The organism is Sphingomonas sp. (assembly GCF_004799495.1).
GTDB lineage: Bacteria > Pseudomonadota > Alphaproteobacteria > Sphingomonadales > Sphingomonadaceae > Sphingomonas.
In genome coordinates this window covers 132,540-148,415 of sequence record NZ_SSMY01000012.1, presented here as the reverse complement: position 1 = coordinate 148,415, position 15,876 = coordinate 132,540, and the positions used below count along the sequence as shown (strand labels likewise).

Below are 15,876 nucleotides of genomic sequence, written 5' to 3'. Positions count from 1 at the left end.
TCGATGCACCGCTATCACGTCTTCGAGACCGCGCACGGCTTTGCGGCGATCGCGTGGAGCGGGCGCGGGATCACCGCGTTCCGCCTGCCCGCGAGCACGCCCGCGGAGGCCGAACGGTCGCTGTTTCGGCGCTTGCCCGACGCGGTGCGGACCGATCCGCCGGCGGAGGTCGCTAGTGTCATTGCGTCGGCGCAGCAGTATTTTGCGGGCGAGCGCGTCGATTTCGCGAGCGTTCCGATCGATCTGGGCGAGCAGTCGCCGTTCTTTGCCAAGGTATACGACGCCGTCCGCACGCTCGGCTGGGGCGAGAGCACGACCTATGGCGCGGTCGCGAAACAGCTCGGCGCCGGTCCCGAATTCGCGCGCGACGTGGGCCAGGCGATGGCGGCGAACCCGATCCCGCTGATCGTGCCGTGCCATCGCGTGCTCGCGGCAGGCGGCAAGGTGGGGGGCTTTTCCGCGCCCGGCGGATCGGTGTCGAAAGCACGGATGCTCGCGCTCGAGGGCGTCGAGACGGCCGCCACGCCCACGCCGCCTGCGCCCTCGCCGCAACGATCGTTCGGCTTTTGACCTTTGCCCTTTTCGCGCTAGAGGCGGGCTGTGACGGGAAAAGGGAAGTCCGGTGATGAGACCGGCGCTGCCCCCGCAACTGTGACCGGATAGCGGTCGCCTCGATGTACCACTGGCTTCGGCTGGGAAGGTGAGGCGAACGCGGTGACCCGGGAGCCAGGAGACCTGCCCGCCACGGTCGATCCTTCGCGCGGACGGGGTGTGCCGGGCGGACGAGGGGAGCACCCCTCGCGTGAACGACATGAACCGGGCCGCATGGCCGGGTGCGTGTTGCATCCCGGTGAGCGGCCCCTCGAAGGGGTCATGTCCAATGTTGAAATCCAGTCTGTTCGCCGCGACGGCCTTGCCGCTCGCCTTGTTCGCTACACCCGCACGCGCGCAGGGCGCGCCACCCAAACCCGACCAGACCGACCAGCAGGTGGTCGACGAGACCAGTCAGGACATCGTCGGCGTCTTCAGCCTCCCGCTCGAATCGCGCAAGGACATCGTCATCAGCTCGACCGGGGTCGCCGAACTGTCCGACCGGGTCGGTCAGGCGGTGACGGTGATCGACCGCGACACGATCGAACGGCGCCAGACGGTGGCGCTTAGCGACCTGCTCGCGACGACGGCCGGCGTCACTGTCACGCGCAACGGCGGGCCCGGCGGGTTCACCGCGGTGCGCATCCGCGGCGCGGAGGGCGAGCAGACGCTGACCTTGATCGACGGCGTGCGTGTCAACGACCCGTCGTCGCCGGGCGGCGGTTTCGATTTCGCCAATCTGCTCGCCGGATCGATCGACCGCGTCGAGGTGCTGCGCGGGCCGAACTCGGTGCCATGGGGCAGCCAGGCGATCGGTGGCGTCGTCGACGTGATCACCACCAAGCCGCGCTACGGCCTGCAAGCGCGCGGCAACATCGAATATGGCAGTTTCGACAGCGTGACCGCCAATGCCGGCGTGTCGGGGCGAAGCGGAATCTTCTCGGGCGCGCTGGACGCGGGCTACCTGCGCACCGATGGCATCTCCGCGGCGGCCAACGGCACCGAGCGCGACGGATACCGGCAATATGGCGCGACCGGGCGGATCGGCGTCGATCTGAGTGACGATGTGGGAATCGACGTGCGCGCCTATTACGCCGACAGCCGCGTCGAGAATGACGGCTTTCCCGCGCCCGCCTATGTGCTCGCCGACACACCCGAATATTCGACCGCCAAGGAATTCTACGGCTACGCGGGGTTGCACGCCAAGGCGTTCGGCGGCGCGGTGAGCAACCGGCTGGGCTTCGCGATCGCCGATATCGACCGCGACAATTTCGCCTCGCCGGTCACGCGCGCGAAGACCTCGCTCGCGCGCGGGCGGACCGAGCGGTTCGAATATCAGGGCGATTGGCAGGTCGCCGACCCGCTGCGGCTGGTGCTCGGGGCGGAGCACGAGCGCACGCGCTTCCGTGCGCAATCGTTTGGCGCCTTCGGCAGCAACGACGCGCACGCCAGCTGGACGACGAGTGTTTATGGCGAGGCGATCGTTACCCCGCTCGACCGGCTGACGTTGACCGGCGGGGTGCGGTACGACGACAACCGCGATTTCGGCGGGCACACGACGTTCGGCGCCAATGCCGCATATAATTTCGGCGGAACGACGCTCCGCGCGAGCTATGCCGAGGGGTTCAAGGCACCGACTTTGTACCAGCGCTTCGCCGCTTTCTACGGCGTGCCGACGCTCAAGCCGGAGAGCGCGCAAAGCTACGATCTTGGTATCAGCCAGACGTTCCTCGGCGAGCGGCTCCGCGCCGAGGTGACGTGGTTCCACCGCGACACGATCAACCAGATCGACTTCGATCCGGCGACCTTCACCTACGCCAATATCGCCCGGACGCGCGCGGAGGGGGCCGAGGTCGAACTGGAGATCAAACCGGTCGACGGGCTGACCGTCAGCGGTAATCTGTCCTACATCGACGCGACCAACCGCGCGCCGGGCGCTTTGTTTGGGCGGTCGTTGCTGCGGCGCCCCAAGCTAGCCTCCAACATCTCGGTCGATTACCGCCTGCCGGTCGGGCTATCGCTCGGCGCGACGGTGAGCCTGGTCGGCGACAGCATCGACGTCGACGATTTCGGCAATCGCGTGCCGCTCGACGGCTATGCGGTCGCGGGGGTGCGCGCGGAGATGCCGATCGGCAAGCGGTTCGCGGTGTACGGTCGCGTCGATAACCTGTTCGACGCCAAGTATCAGACCGTGCGCGGCTACGGCACGCCGGGCCGCGCAGCCTATGGCGGCGTGCGGTTGCGGTTCGAGTGAGGGTAGCGGTTGCCTTGATCGCGCTGGCGCTGGCGGGGTGCGGCAACGCTCCCGCCACGCCGTCCATTTCTGGCGGCGGGATCGTGTCGACCAATCCGTGCGCCGACCAGTTGCTGCTTGCGCTGGCGCCCCGCGGGCGGATCGCCGCGATCAGCCATTATTCGCAGGAAGCGAGCGCGACCTCGATCCCGCTCGATGTCGCGCGCTCGTTTCGCGGGACGGCGGGCACGGCGGAAGAAGTGATCGCGCTCAGGCCCGATCTGGTGCTGGCGTCGAGCTTCACCCCCGCCGCAACGCTGCGCGCGTATCAGACGCTTGGGTTGAAAGTGCTGCTGCTCGATTCGCCGACGACGATCGCCGCGAGCCGCGACCAGATCCGGCAAGTGGCGGCGGCACTTAGCGAGAAGGCGGCGGGCGAGCGGCTGATCGCGCGGATCGACGCGGCGGTCGCGGCGGCTGCGCCCCACGATGCCGCGCGGCCCAAGGCGTTGCTGTTCATCTCCGACAATTTCGCCAATGGCGGCCCGACCCTGCTGACCGAGATGCTCGGCCACGCTGGGTTCGCCACCGACGGCAAGGCGACGGCGTCGGGCGCGATCCCGATCGAGCGTGTCATGCGCTGGCCCCCCGACGTGATCCTCGACCCCGACCTCGACGGGCGCACCGCGACGCTGCGCCGCCGCGTATTGAAGCGCGCCGGCGTGCGGGTCGCCGAAGCGGCGTTTCCGCGCTCGCTGATCAATTGCGGCGGTCCGACGATCATTCTTGCGATGCGGCGGCTCGCCGAGATCCGGGCGGGGATGACAAGATGAGCCGCCCCGCCCGCCTCGTCTTGCTCGCCGCGCTGACCTTGGCAATGGTCGGCTTGTCGCTCGCGGCGGGGAAGCAATGGTTGCCGTGGGATGCCTGGACGGGGCACGACCCGCGCTGGGCGATCGTGATCGAACTGCGTGTGCCCCGCGCAGCGTTGGGTGCGCTACTCGGCGCGGTGCTCGGGCTGTCGGGGGCGGTGTTGCAGGGGTATTTGCGCAACCCGCTCGCCGACCCGACGGTGATCGGCGTGTCGTCGTGCGCGGCGCTCGGCGCGGTCGCGTCGATCGTGCTGGGGCTGGGTGGAGGCGGACTGGCGCAGTTCGGCTGGGCGATGGCGGGGGCGGCGGGCGCGATGGCGCTGCTCGGCCTGCTCACCGCGCGCGCGCAGAGCCCGGTAGTGTTCGTATTGGCGGGGACGGTGCTGGCGAGTCTCGCCGGCGCGCTGACCGCGTTCCTGATCTCGATCGCGCCCAACCCTTATGCGGTGGCGGAGGCGATCGACTGGCTGATGGGCGCGCTGACCGACCGTGGGATCGACGACGTGATGCTCGCCGCGCCGTTCATGGTGGCGGGGATGGCGTTGCTGTTCACCACCGGCCGAGCGCTAGACGCGCTGGCACTGGGCGAGGATGCGGCCAGGTCGCTCGGCGCGAACCTGACGCGGTTGCGTTGGACGGTCGTGCTCGGCACCGGCCTCGCGGTCGGCGCGGGGGTCGCGGTGACCGGGGTGGTCGGGTTCGTCGGGCTGGTAGTGCCGCACCTGCTCCGCCCCGTCTTCGGCGCGAAACCCTCCGCGCTCCTGCTGCCTAGCGCACTCGGCGGTGCGGCGCTGACGCTCGCCGCCGACAGTCTGTGCCGCCTCGCGCCGGGGGCGGGAGAAGTGCGGCTGGGCGTGGTGATGGCGCTGATCGGCGCGCCGTTCTTCCTCGGGCTATTATTTCGTGAGGGAGGCCGGCAATGGCGCTGACGCTCCACGGTGTGACGCTGGACCTCGGCCGTCGCCGCGTACTCGACGCGGTGTCGGTGAGTATCGCGCCGGGCCGCGTCACCGTGATCCTCGGCCCCAACGGCGCGGGCAAGACCAGCCTGCTGCGCGTCGCCGCGGGCCTCGTGCGCGCCGAAGGATCGGTCGCGATCGACGGGGTCGAAGTCGCCGCCGTGCCGCGCGACGAGCGAGCGCGGGCGATCGGGTACCTGCCGCAACAAGGCGATGTCGCGTGGAATATGGTCGCGCGCGATGTCGTCGCGCTCGGGCGCCTGCCGCATCGCAATGCCGGCGACGAGGCGGCGATCGCGGCGGCGCTGGCGGCTACCGATACCGGGGCATTGGCCGTTCGTCGCGTCGGTGAGCTCTCCGGCGGCGAACGCGCGCGCGTGTTGCTCGCACGCGTGCTGGCGGGTGAGCCGCGATGGCTCCTCGCCGATGAGCCGCTCGCCAGCCTCGATCCGGCGCATCAGCTCGATCTCCTCGACCGGCTGCGCGCCGTGGCGCGTGCGGGGGCGGGCGTGGTGACCGTCCTCCACGATGTCGCGCAGGCGGCGCGAGTCGCCGACGACGCCATCTTGATGAAGGCCAGCCGCATCGTCGCCGCGGGGCCGGCAAGCACCGTCCTGACCCCCAATCGGCTCGGCGACCTGTTCGGCGTGCGCTTCGCCGCCGTCCCCGGTCATCCGGTCGGGATCGCGGTGGAGCGACTTGACCGCTGACGCTGCAAGGCGCTTAAGCAATTTAATTACAGTGCAATGCCCGGGCCGCCGCTGCCCGCGAGGAGACCCTATGCGTATCATCGATCATCACATCGTCGGCCATCAGGGCGGGGCGGGCGGGCGCTCGGGTGACGTGTTCGATCCCAACACCGGCCAGGTCCAGGCATCGGTGGCGCTCGGCACGCAGGCCGACCTCGACCGCGCCGTCGCCGCCGCACAGGCCGCGCAGCCCGCCTGGGCCGCGACCAACCCGCAGCGCCGCGCGCGCGTGATGTTCGAGTTCAAGCGGCTGGTCGAGGCCAATATGGAAGAGCTCGCGCACCTGCTCGCGTCCGAGCACGGCAAGGTCGTGGCGGACGCGCGCGGCGACGTGCAGCGCGGGCTCGACGTGATCGAATTCGCGTGCGGCATCCCGCACGTGCTCAAGGGCGAGTATACGCAGGGCGCCGGCCCCGGGATCGACGTCTATTCGATGCGCCAGCCGCTCGGCATCGGCGCGGGGATCACGCCGTTCAACTTCCCCGCGATGATCCCGATGTGGATGTTCGGCGTGGCGATCGCGGTCGGCAACGCGTTCATCCTCAAGCCCAGCGAGCGCGACCCGAGCGTCCCCGTGCGGCTTGCCGAACTGATGCTTGAAGCGGGCGCACCCGCGGGCATCCTGCAGGTCGTCCATGGCGACAAGGAAATGGTCGACGCGATCCTCGACCATCCCGCGATCGCCGCGGTCAGCTTCGTCGGATCGTCCGACATCGCGCATTACGTCTACAAACGCGGCGTCGACAACGGCAAGCGCGTCCAGGCGATGGGCGGGGCGAAGAACCACGGCATCGTCATGCCCGACGCCGACCTCGACCAGGTCGTCGCGGACCTGTCGGGCGCGGCGTTCGGGTCGGCCGGCGAGCGCTGCATGGCGCTCCCCGTCGTCGTGCCGGTCGGCGACAAGACCGCCGATGCCCTGCGCGAAAAACTGATCCCCGCGATCGACGCTTTGCGCGTCGGCGTCTCGACCGATGCCGAGGCGCATTACGGCCCGGTGGTCAACGCCGCGCACAAGCAGCGCGTCGAAAACTGGATCCAGACGGGGGTCGACGAGGGTGCTGAGCTCGTGGTCGATGGGCGCGGCTTCAAACTCCAGGGCCACGAGGAAGGCTTCTTCATCGGCCCGTCGCTGTTCGACCGCGTCACCACCGACATGCAGTCGTACAAGGAAGAGATTTTCGGCCCGGTCCTGCAGATCGTGCGCGCCAAGGACTTCGAGGAAGCCGTCCGCCTGCCGAGCGACCACCAATACGGCAACGGCGTCGCGATCTTCACGAGGAACGGCCACGCCGCGCGCGAATTCGCCGCGCGCGTCAACGTCGGGATGGTCGGGATCAACGTGCCGATCCCGGTGCCGGTCGCGTATCACACCTTCGGCGGCTGGAAGCGTTCGGCGTTCGGCGATACCAACCAGCACGGCATGGAAGGCGTCAAGTTCTGGACCAAGGTCAAGACGATCACCCAGCGCTGGCCCGACGGATCGCCCGACGGCGGCAACGCGTTCGTCATCCCGACGATGGGGTGACCAAGCATCGGGATCGTTACTCGCGCGTTATGGCCTTGAGCCCGGCGCCCAGCTAAACGACCGAATGATCAGATCGGGAGAATGACAGTGAAGCGACTCCTCATCCTTGCCGTGGCGCTGGCGGCGGCTGGCTGCCACAAGAACGAGGCTCCCGTCGCGGCCAACGAGGGCGCCGCCAACATCACGAGCGTCGACGCCAATGCGATGCCCGACGACGCCAACATCACCGACGTGCCAGCCGATGATGGCGATGCGCCCGCCGAAGAACCGGCATCCGCCAAGCATCCGGCCAAGACGCCCACAAAGAAGTGATCGCATCGAGACCGCTATGACCAACCAGTTCGACCTGACCGACGACCAGCGCGAGATCCAGGAGCTCGCGCGGCGGTTCACTGCCGATCGCATCACGCCGTTCGCGGCGGAATGGGACGAGAAGTCGCATTACCCCGTCGATGTGTGGAAGGCGGTGGGCGAGCTCGGGTTCGGTGCGATCTACGTGTCGGAGGAATCGGGTGGGATCGGGCTCGGGCGCTTGGAAGCCGCGCTGATCATGGAGGCGATGGCGTACGGCTGCCCCGCCACATCCGCGTACATCTCGATCCACAACATGGCGACGTGGATGATCGACCGCTTCGGCGGGCAGGAGGTCAAGGACAAGTTCCTCCCCGCCCTGGTCAGCATGGAGAAGATTGCCAGCTATTGTCTGACCGAGCCGGGGTCGGGATCGGACGCGGCGGCGCTCAAGACCTCGGCGAAGCTCGACGGCGACCATTATGTACTCAACGGCACCAAGCAGTTCATCTCGGGCGCGGGCTATAACGACATCTACGTCTGCATGGTGCGCACGTCGGAGGAGAAGTCGAAGGGCATTTCCTGCCTGGTGATCGAAAAGGGCACGCCGGGCCTGTCGTTCGGTGCGCCGGAGAAGAAGCTCGGCTGGAACGCATCGCCGACCGCGCAGGTGATCTTCGAGGATTGCCGCGTCCCGGTCGAAAACCGCGTCGGCGCGGAAGGCGACGGGTTTCGCTTCGCGATGGCGGGGCTCGACGGCGGTCGGCTCAACATCGGCGCGTGCTCGCTCGGCGGGGCGCAGCGCTGTCTCGATGAGGCGGTCAATTATACCAAGGAGCGCCAGCAATTCGGCTCGCCGGTGGCCGATTTCCAGAATACGCAGTTCATGCTCGCCGACATGGCGACCGACCTCGAAGCAGCGCGCGCCTTGCTCTATCTCGCCGCGGCGAAAGTGTCGGCTAACGCCCCCGACAAGTCGCGTTTCTCGGCGATGGCGAAGCGGCTCGCGACCGACAACGGGTCGAGCATCGTCGACCGCGCGCTCCAGCTGCACGGCGGCTACGGCTATCTGCGCGACTATCCGATCGAGCGTTTCTGGCGCGACTTGCGCGTCCATTCGATCCTTGAGGGCACCAACCAGGTGATGCGGATGATCGTCGGCCGGGACCTGACGCGCCAGTGACTAACAGCACGACCGACACGATGCAGGGCGCGGCGGCGCTGTGGCAGGACGCGCTTGCCAACATTTCGCACGCGTTGACCGAGGCCGCGCGCGCGCCGATCCCGGCGGTGACGACGCGGCCGTACGATCCGCTCGCCTTGTTCCAGACGATGTCGGATTTCGCGACCGGTTTGGGGCGCAACCCGCAGCAATTGCTCGAGGTGCAGCTTCAGGCAGCGCGCGAATGGGGCGATTTCTGGTCTTCGGCATTCCTGCCCAAGCCCGAGGCCGAAAAGCCGCGCGACCGCCGCTTCGCTTCGCCCGAATGGCAGGACAATCCGTATTACCGCACGCTCCGCGACGCCTACCTGCTCGCGTCGAAGCAGATCCGCTCGGTCGCGAGCGTGGCGGAAAAAAACGATACGGCCAACGCGGCGATGATCGATTTCCTGACCGATCAATATCTCAACGCGATCGCCCCGACCAACTTCGCGATGACCAACCCCGACGTGGTCAAGCGCACGGTCGAGACCGGCGGCGCGAACCTGGCGCAAGGCTTCGCGCACCTGATCGAAGACGTCGCGGAGGGGAAGGGCATCGTCCGTCGCCGTAGTGACTCGCAAGCGTTCGAGAAGGGCAAGACGATCGCCGCGACGCCGGGTAGCGTTGTGTTCCAGAACGACCTGTTCCAGCTGATCCAGTACGATCCGGCGACGAAGGACGTGGCGGCCGAGCCGTTGCTCTACGTCCCGCCGCTGGTGAACAAATTCTACATGATCGACCTCCAGCCGCGGTCGAGCCTGGTCAAATGGCTGGTCGATCAGGGGCGGACGGTCTTCGTCATTTCGTGGATCAACCCCGACGAGCGCCACCGGGACATGGGAGTCGAGCAGTACGTCCTCGACGGCATCGTCGAGGCGATCGGGCAGGCGCGCCAACGCAGCGGAGCGGATAAGGTCGACCTGTTCAGCTTCTGCCTCGGTGGCACGCTCGTCTCTGTCGCGCTGGCATGGCTCGCGGCGAAGGGTCGCGCCGACGAGGTCAACACCGCGACGCTGATCGGCTCGATGGTCGATTTCGCCGACATGCGCGACTGGGCGGCGTTCGTCCACGAAGCGCATCTCGATGCGCTCGAAGGGCATCTCGAGCGCCAGGGCTTCATCGACTCCACTGAGTTGCAGCAGCTCTTCGCCGCGGTGCGCTCAAACGACCTGATCTGGTCGTCGGTGATCAACCACTATCTGCTCGACAAGGCCGCGCCGCCGAGCGACTTGCTCTATTGGTTCGAGGACGGCGCGCGCATTCCGCACGCGTTCCTGAAGAGCTACAATCGCGGGTTGCTTGCCTCGAACGCGCTCAAGGAGAAGACCGGGTTCGCGGTCGGCGGGGTCGAGATCGACCTGGCTGCGGTGAAGACGCCGATCTTCCTGATCGCGCTCAAGGACGATCACGTCTCGGCGTGGAGCGCGGTGTATGATGGCGGGAAACTGTTCGGCGGGCCGGTGACGTTCGTGCTCGGCGGGTCGGGGCACAATGCCGGCGTGATCAACCCGCCGACTGCCAACAAGCACGGCTACTGGACGAGCGACGCTAAGCCCGAAGGTGCGCAGGATTGGCTCGCCGGTGCGACCCGCAACGAAGGCTCGTGGTGGCCCGCTTGGGATAAGTGGCTGGCCGACCACGGCACCGCCAAGCGCGTTCCCGCACGCACGCCCGCCGATGCGATCGAGCCGGCGCCGGGCAGCTACGTTTCCATCACGCACTAGGGGGCTTTGCGTGAACCTGATGACGACCGACGACGTGCGGACCTATGTGGACAAATGCGCCGGGCGGCTGAGCCTCAACCGGCCCAAGGCGCTGCACTCGCTCAACCTCGACATGGTGCAGGCGATGACGCGTGCGCTGCTCGACTGGCGAAGCGATCCCGACGTGCGGATCGTGCTGATCGACCATGCCGAGGGACGGGGGTTCTGCGCGGGCGGCGATGTCGTCGCGATCGCCAACGACGTGCCGAATGGCGCGAGCGTAGGCCGCGATTTCTTCTTCCACGAATATCGTTTGAACCACCTCATGTACACGTATCCGAAGCCGGGCGTGGCGTTCATGGACGGCGTGACGATGGGTGGGGGCGTCGGGATTTCGTGCCCATGCCGTTATCGCGTCGCGACCGAGCGGACCTTGTTCGCGATGCCCGAGACGACGATCGGGCTGTTCCCCGATGTCGGTGGCGGGCGGTACCTGTCGCGGCTGCGTGGGCGGAGCGCGCAATATCTCGCACTCACCGGCGCGCGGCTCGACGGCGCGGACTGCGTCGCGATGGGGCTGGCCAATTTCTACGTGCCGTCGGAGGCGCTGGACGAGGCCAAGGCGCAGATCTGCGCGACGCCGGAGAAGACAGAGTCGATTCTCGCGGGGGCCGCCGTGACGCCGCCGCCCGCGAAGATCGTCGCGCAGCTGCCCGAGATCGACCGCCTGTTCGCCTCGGACGACTACGAGACGATCCTGTGCGACCTCGAAGCCGATGGCGGCGGGTGGGCGACCGCACAACTCGCGACGCTCGCGCAGCGCTCGCCGACCTCTTGCAAGGTGTCGCTCAAGATGCTGGTCGAAAGCCCGCGCCACCTCCATTTCGTCGACGAGATGCGGATGGAATATGCGATCATGATCCGCATGTACCAGTCGCCCGATTTCGCCGAGGGCGTCCGCGCGCTGCTGATCGACAAGACCGGCAATCCGCGCTGGACCCCTGCTTTGCCGGCGGACGTTACCGATACGATGATCGATAGCTATTTTCAGCCGCTCCCCGCCGACCAGGCGTGGTCGCCGCTGCCCCCGAAGGAATGATGTGATGGCTAGTTACGAAACCCTGTTGGTCGAACAGCGTGAGGGCGGCGTCACGCTGATCACGCTCAACCGTCCGCAGGCGCTCAACGCGCTCAACAACCAAGTCCTCGGCGAGCTGGTTGCCGCGTGCCAAGCGTTCGACGCCGACCCGAGCCAAGGCTGTGCGGTGCTGACCGGCAGCGAGAAGGCGTTCGCGGCGGGGGCGGACATCAAGGAGATGCAGCCCCAGGGCTTCGGCCAGATGTACGGCGACAATTACTTCGCCGGGTGGGAGATGTTCACGCGCACGCGCAAACCCGTGATCGCCGCAGTCGCCGGGTTCGCGCTCGGCGGCGGGTGCGAACTGGCGATGATGTGCGACTTCATCCTCGCCGCCGACACCGCGAAGTTCGGCCAGCCCGAGATCAAGCTCGGCGTGGCGCCGGGGATGGGCGGATCGCAGCGCCTGACCCGCGCGGTCGGCAAGGCCAAGGCGATGGAGATGTGCCTGACCGGGCGCTTCATGGACGCGGAAGAGGCGGAGCGCGCAGGGCTGGTAAGCCGGATCATCCCCGCCGCCGACCTCATCGAGGAAGCGGTGAAGGTCGCCGCGCAGATCGCCGGGATGGCGCCGCTCGCGGTGCTCGCGAACAAGGAAATGGTCAACGCCGCGTTCGAGACGATGCTCGGGCAGGGGGTGCAGTTCGAGAGAAGGCTTTTCCACGGGCTCTTTGGTACCGAGGACCAGAAGGAAGGCATGACCGCGTTCGTCGAGAAGCGTCCGGGGACGTGGAAGGGGAAGTGACCCTGCTTCCCTCTCCCGTCGCGAGAGGGTTGCGAAGACTTGGCAGCTTGCTGCCTGGTCGTAGCCGGGTGAGGGGATCACCCTATCGAGAGAGTGGCAGGTAAAGACTGCCCCGCAGTCTTTAGGCCTTGCCGGGGGCAAGGCCGACCTGCCACTCCCCTCATCCAACTTCCGCTAGGCAGCAAGCTGCCAAGCTACAGTATCCTTCTCCCTCTGGAGAAGAATGGAGAGTGAAATGGCACGCGTCGCATTCATCGGGCTGGGTAATATGGGCGGCGGGATGGCCGCGAACCTGGCCGCCAAGGGGCATGACGTCCGCGCGTTCGACCTGTCGGCGGAAGCGCTCGACAAGGCCAAGGCGGCGGGGTGCCTGGCGTCCGCGAGCGCGACGGAGGCGTGCGACGGCGCCGAAGCCGTCGTGACGATGCTCCCCGCTGGCAAGCATGTCGAAAGCGTCTACACCGACAGCGTGTTCGGTGCGGCGCCCGCGTCGGCGATCCTGATGGACTGCTCGACGATCGACGTCGCCACCGCGAAGCGCGTCGGCGAGGCGGCGCTGGCGAAAGGCCTTACGATGGTCGACGCTCCCGTCTCGGGCGGGATCGCGGCGGCCAATGCTGGGACGCTGACCTTCATGGTCGGCGGGTCGGCGGAAGGCTTCGACCGCGCGCAGCCGTTCCTCGCCGACATGGGCAAGGCGGTGATCCACGCGGGCGGATCGGGCGCGGGGCAGGCCGCGAAGATCTGCAACAATATGGTGTTGGGCGCGGAGATGATCGCGACGTGCGAGGCGTTCCTGCTCGCCGACAAGCTCGGCCTCGACCCGCAGAAATTCTTCGACATCGCCAGCGTGAGCTCGGGGCAGTCGTGGTCGCTGACCAGCTACGCGCCGTGGCCGGGGGTGGGGCCGGAGACCCCCGCCGACCGGGATTACCAGGGCGGGTTCGCCACCGCACTGATGCTCAAGGACCTGCGGCTGGCGATGGAGGCGGCGGCGTCGGTCGATGCCGACACGCCGATGGGGGCCAAGGCGGCGGAACTGTACGCGGCGTTCGCCGATGCTGGCAACGGGGGCCTCGATTTTTCGGCGATCATCAAGGCGCTGGGGAAGAAATGAGCGTCGCGTTCCGCCGCGAGTCGGACGAGGAACATGAGGAACCCCGCTTCGAACTGCCGATCCCGGCGGGGCCGAACCTCGTCACCGAAGCCGGCCCCGCGCTGATCGACGCACGCATCGCCGCGCTCGAGGCGGAAGCGGTCGACGCCGACGAACCGCGCCGCGAGGAAATCGCCCGCAGCCTACGCTATTGGCACACGCGCCGAGTCACCGCGATCGTCGCCCCGCCGCCGCCCGCCGACGAAATCGCGTTCGGATCGCGGGTGCGGATCGGGATGGATGGCGTAGAGCGCGACATCCGTATCGTCGGTGACGACGAGGCCGATCCGGCGGCGGGGTTGATCGCGTTTTCCGCGCCGCTCGCCCGAGCGTTGATCGGCGCGGGGGAGAGGGAGACGGTAGAGATGCCCGGGCGCGACGGGGCGGTTGAAGTGGTGGCGATCCTCTAGAATCCTCCCCGTTCACGGGGAGAGTGCGGGCTTTGGCTTGCCCCCGGCAAGCCAAGATCATGTCCGGGGGACATGATCTCGCTCGCACTCGCGAAGCGCCGGAGGGGGTTCGCCTCCCCGGTGTCGCCTGCCGCCCACCCCCTCCGTCAGCGCTCCCGCGCTGTGTTTGGCGAGATCGTGCCTCCCAGGCACGATCTTGGCAGGCCGGGGGCCTGCCAAAGCCCAAACACTCCCCGTGAACGGGGAGGATTTGTCGAACGTCGAAGCGCGGCTTTTTGTTGAAATGTAGGAAAATCAGGCAGAATTGGATCGGTCCCCGCTTCACACCGGAGGACCGATGCCGAACCCCCTTTCGCGTACCCAGCAGCTCGAAAACGCCGCGTTCCTGCGCCATCTGCGCCGCACCGGCAACGCCAGTACGGCGGCGCGCGCGCTCGGGTTCGGGCGCGGGCGATTCATCGTACGCCGCAACAAGCATCCCGCGTTCGCGCTGCAATGGGATGCCGCGCTGGCGATCGCGCATGCCGATCTGATGAAGGGGCGCGACGGCGCGCCGGTGCCGCCGCCGCACGAACCGTATATCCGCCGCTCCAAAAGCGGCCGGTTGCAATTGCGCCGCTCCCAAGTGGGACTGATCGATCACGCCGGGCGGCAGCGCTTCCTTGCCGCGCTCAGCGCGACGGCGAACGTCAGGCTGTCGGCTGCCGCGGCGAGGTTCGATCCGGGCGCCTTCTATCGCCTCCGCCACCGCGACCCCGGCTTCGCGCGCGAATGGCTGCTCGCGCTGGAGATGGGGTACGAACGGCTCAAGATGGCGCTGGCCGCGAGTTGGCTGGTCGAATCGCACGCCGACGACGATTGGCGGCACAACGAACCGCCGGAAATGCCGCCGATGACCCCGGCGCAGGCGCTGCACCTGATGCACCTGCACCAGAAGGAGGTCGTGCTGGGGTCGAAGCCGCTCACCGGGCGGCTGCGCCCCGGCGAAACGAGCGAGGCGCGCTCGGCGATGCTCGCTTTGCTCTACGAAGCGCGGCAGGAGCGCGAGGAACTGAAGTACCGCATCGCGGAGGCCGAGCGCCAGGCGCGCGGCGAGCCGACCTACCACCGCTGGGAGCCGGGCGACCTGCCCGACCTCGCCCAGGTGACGGGATGGTCGCAGGCGAACGGCAAGCCAGGGACCGATCCGGGGCGGGCGTGGTCGGGGGATGGCGGTTGGAGGATATTCCTGTGGGGAAGGGGGATGGGTGAAGGACGGGCGAGTAATGGGAGAGGGGTTTGCACGTCAAATGATCCGCTAATAAAAGCATTTGACGCGCCCTCATCTATCGATGTGCAAAGTCTATTGGTCGATAGGTAGCGCGATATTGAATGGGCGGGGGTTCAAATGGCATTTAGCGGGGACAAGGCTGATCGGCTGCTGAAGATTCTCGCCGTGCGGCTCAACGTAAAGAGCGACAAGATATGGCTGCATTACCTTGGCTATGCTGCCCCCAGCAGTCTTTCCAGGATCCGCAGCGGGAAGGCAGTGCTCCCCGAAGCCAAATTGAATACGCTGTGTGACTTATGTGAAATCGACCGCTCGGACCTCGATCTTCCGCCTGCCGAACTCGCCGCGAAACTGGGGGTAGCCAGCAAGCTCCCCAGCGAGCTTCTCACTATCGATAAAGAAGTGCCTGCACGACGGGTGCATGACGATGAGCACATACTCCTCGGTCATTATTTTCTCATTTATCCCGGTCGTGATTATAGAACGGATACATCCGATGTCTTTGTAATCGAGCGACTTTCATTCGCGAGAAAGGGAAACGAACGGGTCGTCGAGATGGTCGAGAATTTTGTGACGGACGCTAGCTCGACGGGACGGTGCAGCTTTCACGGCGAGATTGGTTACATCTCCATCGGCTACGCAAGCGATTATCCGCCATCCACGATCATTGCCAGACCGATGCTGGTAAGCGCGCGCCGCGAAATCCATCACGGATTATATCTCGATGTATCGCCCCGCCCCAACATGACGACGTTCGCTACGGAATGCTGCATTTTCAGAGCGACGGAACCGCTCGACATGCCGCGCCTAATCCATTCGGGAAGCGCTCAGCATGCTGCATGGCAACTTGCTTTGCCTAACGACATGAAGCATCGGCGAAAGTTGGTCTCCAGCTATTCGGAGGAGACATGCGAACGGCTCAGGGCAGCAGTCATACTGACGGAAGAGAGTTTTAACCTCGGCCTTGCCGTTATTTGACGCCCGAACCCGGACAGCGAACTTTGATCATCTCATTTTCCTTGGTTTG

General features: G+C 66.9%; 15 protein-coding genes and 1 riboswitch. All 15 genes read left to right on the top strand.

Annotated elements, in window-relative coordinates; genetic code table 11:
* The first annotated feature begins 3 nt into the window (after nucleotides 1–3).
* A complete protein-coding gene (locus E7773_RS14520) occupies nucleotides 4–570 on the top strand; it encodes a methylated-DNA--[protein]-cysteine S-methyltransferase (protein WP_293992670.1) in 567 nt (188 codons plus the stop codon).
* 8 nt (nucleotides 571–578) lie between these two features.
* A riboswitch (cobalamin riboswitch) is annotated at nucleotides 579–758 on the top strand.
* Between the two features lie 122 nt (nucleotides 759–880).
* Entirely contained in the window at nucleotides 881–2,845 is a 1,965-nt protein-coding gene (locus E7773_RS14515) for a TonB-dependent receptor (RefSeq protein ID WP_293992668.1), read from the top strand.
* Entirely contained in the window at nucleotides 2,842–3,657 is an 816-nt protein-coding gene (locus E7773_RS14510) for an ABC transporter substrate-binding protein (protein ID WP_293992666.1), read from the top strand. Before E7773_RS14515 ends, E7773_RS14510 begins: the two co-directional genes overlap by 4 nt.
* On the top strand, nucleotides 3,654–4,625 hold the full coding sequence (locus tag E7773_RS14505; protein WP_293992665.1) for an iron ABC transporter permease: 972 nt from the start codon (nucleotides 3,654–3,656) through the stop codon (nucleotides 4,623–4,625). Before E7773_RS14510 ends, E7773_RS14505 begins: the two co-directional genes overlap by 4 nt.
* Nucleotides 4,616–5,365: an ABC transporter ATP-binding protein gene (locus tag E7773_RS14500; protein WP_293992663.1), complete on the top strand. Its 750-nt coding sequence runs from the start codon at nucleotides 4,616–4,618 to the stop codon at nucleotides 5,363–5,365. Before E7773_RS14505 ends, E7773_RS14500 begins: the two co-directional genes overlap by 10 nt.
* Nucleotides 5,366–5,435: 70 nt before the next feature.
* The gene (locus tag E7773_RS14495; RefSeq protein WP_293992662.1) at nucleotides 5,436–6,932 is read left to right on the top strand and encodes a CoA-acylating methylmalonate-semialdehyde dehydrogenase; all 1,497 of its coding nucleotides are present in this window, start codon (nucleotides 5,436–5,438) and stop codon (nucleotides 6,930–6,932) included.
* 87 nt (nucleotides 6,933–7,019) lie between these two features.
* Nucleotides 7,020–7,244 carry a hypothetical protein gene (locus tag E7773_RS14490; RefSeq protein ID WP_293992661.1) on the top strand — a complete coding sequence of 75 codons (225 nt, stop codon included), beginning with the start codon at nucleotides 7,020–7,022 and terminating at the stop codon, nucleotides 7,242–7,244.
* Between the two features lie 16 nt (nucleotides 7,245–7,260).
* Entirely contained in the window at nucleotides 7,261–8,406 is a 1,146-nt protein-coding gene (locus E7773_RS14485) for an acyl-CoA dehydrogenase family protein (RefSeq protein WP_293992660.1), read from the top strand.
* Nucleotides 8,403–10,151: an alpha/beta fold hydrolase gene (locus tag E7773_RS14480; RefSeq protein ID WP_293992657.1), complete on the top strand. Its 1,749-nt coding sequence runs from the start codon at nucleotides 8,403–8,405 to the stop codon at nucleotides 10,149–10,151. The genes E7773_RS14485 and E7773_RS14480 overlap by 4 nt, the downstream gene beginning before the upstream one ends.
* A 19-nt stretch (nucleotides 10,152–10,170) precedes the next feature.
* The gene (locus E7773_RS14475; RefSeq protein ID WP_293992727.1) at nucleotides 10,171–11,229 is read left to right on the top strand and encodes an enoyl-CoA hydratase/isomerase family protein; all 1,059 of its coding nucleotides are present in this window, start codon (nucleotides 10,171–10,173) and stop codon (nucleotides 11,227–11,229) included.
* A gap of 4 nt (nucleotides 11,230–11,233) precedes the next feature.
* On the top strand, nucleotides 11,234–12,013 hold the full coding sequence (locus E7773_RS14470; RefSeq protein ID WP_293992655.1) for an enoyl-CoA hydratase: 780 nt from the start codon (nucleotides 11,234–11,236) through the stop codon (nucleotides 12,011–12,013).
* Nucleotides 12,014–12,248: 235 nt separating this feature from the next.
* The gene (mmsB, locus tag E7773_RS14465; protein WP_293992654.1) at nucleotides 12,249–13,130 is read left to right on the top strand and encodes a 3-hydroxyisobutyrate dehydrogenase; all 882 of its coding nucleotides are present in this window, start codon (nucleotides 12,249–12,251) and stop codon (nucleotides 13,128–13,130) included.
* Nucleotides 13,127–13,579, top strand: a complete 453-nt coding sequence (locus tag E7773_RS14460) for a GreA/GreB family elongation factor (protein ID WP_293992652.1) — start codon at nucleotides 13,127–13,129, stop codon at nucleotides 13,577–13,579. The genes mmsB and E7773_RS14460 overlap by 4 nt, the downstream gene beginning before the upstream one ends.
* 337 nt (nucleotides 13,580–13,916) lie before the next feature.
* Nucleotides 13,917–14,939 (top strand): hypothetical protein, encoded by a 1,023-nt coding sequence (locus tag E7773_RS14455; protein ID WP_293992649.1) that lies wholly within the window; start codon nucleotides 13,917–13,919, stop codon nucleotides 14,937–14,939.
* A gap of 27 nt (nucleotides 14,940–14,966) precedes the next feature.
* Entirely contained in the window at nucleotides 14,967–15,827 is an 861-nt protein-coding gene (locus tag E7773_RS14450) for a hypothetical protein (RefSeq protein ID WP_293992646.1), read from the top strand.
* The last annotated feature ends 49 nt before the right edge of the window (nucleotides 15,828–15,876 follow it).

Excerpts from the sequence above, each read along its gene's own strand:
- E7773_RS14520 (WP_293992670.1), top strand. The coding sequence starts at position 4 with ATGCACCGCTATCACGTCTTCGAGACCGCGCACGGCTTTGCGGCGATC.
- E7773_RS14515 (WP_293992668.1), top strand. The coding sequence starts at position 881 with ATGTTGAAATCCAGTCTGTTCGCCGCGACGGCCTTGCCGCTCGCCTTG.
- E7773_RS14505 (WP_293992665.1), top strand. The coding sequence starts at position 3,654 with ATGAGCCGCCCCGCCCGCCTCGTCTTGCTCGCCGCGCTGACCTTGGCA.
- E7773_RS14500 (WP_293992663.1), top strand. The coding sequence starts at position 4,616 with ATGGCGCTGACGCTCCACGGTGTGACGCTGGACCTCGGCCGTCGCCGC.
- E7773_RS14495 (WP_293992662.1), top strand. The coding sequence starts at position 5,436 with ATGCGTATCATCGATCATCACATCGTCGGCCATCAGGGCGGGGCGGGC.
- E7773_RS14485 (WP_293992660.1), top strand. The coding sequence starts at position 7,261 with ATGACCAACCAGTTCGACCTGACCGACGACCAGCGCGAGATCCAGGAG.
- E7773_RS14475 (WP_293992727.1), top strand. The coding sequence starts at position 10,171 with ATGACGACCGACGACGTGCGGACCTATGTGGACAAATGCGCCGGGCGG.
- E7773_RS14470 (WP_293992655.1), top strand. The coding sequence starts at position 11,234 with ATGGCTAGTTACGAAACCCTGTTGGTCGAACAGCGTGAGGGCGGCGTC.
- mmsB (WP_293992654.1), top strand. The coding sequence starts at position 12,249 with ATGGCACGCGTCGCATTCATCGGGCTGGGTAATATGGGCGGCGGGATG.
- E7773_RS14460 (WP_293992652.1), top strand. The coding sequence starts at position 13,127 with ATGAGCGTCGCGTTCCGCCGCGAGTCGGACGAGGAACATGAGGAACCC.
- E7773_RS14455 (WP_293992649.1), top strand. The coding sequence starts at position 13,917 with ATGCCGAACCCCCTTTCGCGTACCCAGCAGCTCGAAAACGCCGCGTTC.
- E7773_RS14450 (WP_293992646.1), top strand. The coding sequence starts at position 14,967 with ATGGCATTTAGCGGGGACAAGGCTGATCGGCTGCTGAAGATTCTCGCC.